2 protein-coding genes are annotated in these 1,887 nt (G+C 65.0%); both read left to right on the top strand.

Features of this window, described 5'->3' with window-relative positions; genetic code table 11:
- Positions 1 to 111: 111 nt before the first annotated feature.
- Positions 112 to 1,626, top strand: a complete 1,515-nt coding sequence (gene istA, locus AQZ50_RS19850) for an IS21 family transposase (protein ID WP_067749428.1) — start codon at positions 112 to 114, stop codon at positions 1,624 to 1,626.
- The coding region (locus tag AQZ50_RS19845; protein ID WP_231730432.1) for an ATP-binding protein at positions 1,613 to 1,887 on the top strand (275 nt) is incomplete at its 3' end. The genes istA and AQZ50_RS19845, both read left to right, overlap by 14 nt.

Raw genomic sequence — 1,887 nt, 5'->3', positions numbered from 1 at the left:
GTGGATCGGCGTGCAAAAGGAACCCGGTTAGCGGGGTGATTGGCGTCCAAAAGGGAACCACCATTCCGATGGTTTAGACAGCGGCCTGGATTTTCAGGTGGCGAGATCGGGATGTTGGTGGTGGAGACAGTTTTACGCATCAGGCGCGAGCACGCGGGCGGCAAGGCGATCAGGGAGATCGCGCGGGATCTGCGGCTGTCGCGCAAGGTGGTGCGCAAAGCGATCAATGCCCCGGAAGGGGCGTTCGACTATCATCGCACGGTTCAGCCGCGGCCCCGGATTGGACCGTTTCAGGAACGGCTCGATACGCTGCTGAGCGAGAACGAGGCGCGGCATCGGCGTGACCGGCTGCGGATGACGCGGATCCACGATCTGCTGCTGCGTGAAGGGTTTGAGGGATCGTATGATGCGGTGCGGCGCTACGCCCGGCGCTGGGCGGATGGCCGCCGCAAGGATCCCGGCGGCGACGTGCCTGCATTCATCCCGTTGCTGTTCAAGCCGGGCGAGGCGTACCAGTTCGACTGGAGCCACGAGGACGTAGAGATTGCGGGCAAGCCGATGCGCGTGAAGGTCGCCCACATGCGGCTGTGCGCGTCGCGGGCGGTGTATGTGCGAGCCTATCCGCGCGAGACGCAGGAGATGGTGTTCGACTCCCACGCCCGCGCATTCGCCTTCTTCGGCGGAGTGCCGTTACGCGGCATCTACGACAACATGAAGACCGCGGTGACGACGGTATTTGTCGGCAAGGAGCGCGTGTTCAACCGTCGGTTTCTGGTCATGGCCGATCATTACATGGTCGAGCCGACCGCCTGTTCGCCAGCGGCAGGGTGGGAGAAGGGCCAGGTCGAGAACCAGGTCCAGACGATCCGTGGTCGCTTTTTCCAGCCCCGGCTGAAGTTTGCCAGCATCGAGGAGCTGAACGGTTGGCTTGAGGCTGAGTGCCTGCGCTGGGCGGCGATTCACTCGCACCCTGAGCAAAAGGACATGACCGTTGCGCAATGCCTGGAGGCCGAGCGGCCTGCGCTGCAACCGATGCTGTCGCCGTTCGACGGCTTTCACGAGACGAGCCATGCGGTGACCGGCACATGCCTGATCAGCTTTGACCGCAACCGCTATTCCGTGGCGGCGCGGGCGGTGCGCCGCGCGGTTCAGGTGCGCGCTTATGCCGATCGGATCGTGGTGCGCCTGGGGGATGAGGTTGTCGCCGAACACCCGCGCTGCTTTGGGCGCGACCGGACGCTCTATAATCCGTGGCACTATCTGCCGGTGCTGGTGCACAAACCCGGCGCGCTGCGCAACGGCGCGCCATTCCAGGGTTGGGACCTGCCGCCGGCGTTGGCCCGGTTGCGGCGCAAGCTGGGCAGCGGGGACGAAGCCGATCGCCGCTTTGTCCGGGTTCTGGCCGCCATATCCACCGATGGGCTGGACGCGGTCGAGGCAGCCATCGGCGAAGCGTTCGATACCGGCGCTGCCAGCGACGAGGTAATCCTCAACATTCTGGCGCGGCGACGCGAACCGCCAGCAGATCAGCCACTGAGCGTTGTGGTCGACCTCAAACTCAAGCATCCGCCCCGCGCCGATTGCGCGATCTATGACACGGTGAGAGGCCACAATGCAGCGGCATGAGATGATCGACGCCATGCGCGCGCTGGGCCTCAAGGGGATGGCCAGCGCGTTCGACGAGGCGGTGACCACCGGCGTGCAACGCCAGCGCACCACGCCCGAGATACTGAGCGATCTGTTGCGCGCCGAAGCCGCGCACCGCCACGCGGCCTCGATCCGCTACCGCATGAGCGCCACCAAACTGCCGGTGATCAAGGATCTCGACGCATTCGTGTTCGATGGCACGCCGATCAACGAGGAACTGGTCCGCTCGTTACAGGCCGG

This window comes from Novosphingobium sp. Fuku2-ISO-50 (assembly GCF_001519055.1).
Taxonomy (GTDB): Bacteria; Pseudomonadota; Alphaproteobacteria; order Sphingomonadales; family Sphingomonadaceae; genus Novosphingobium.
This window is presented reverse-complemented; position numbering and strand designations above follow the sequence as displayed.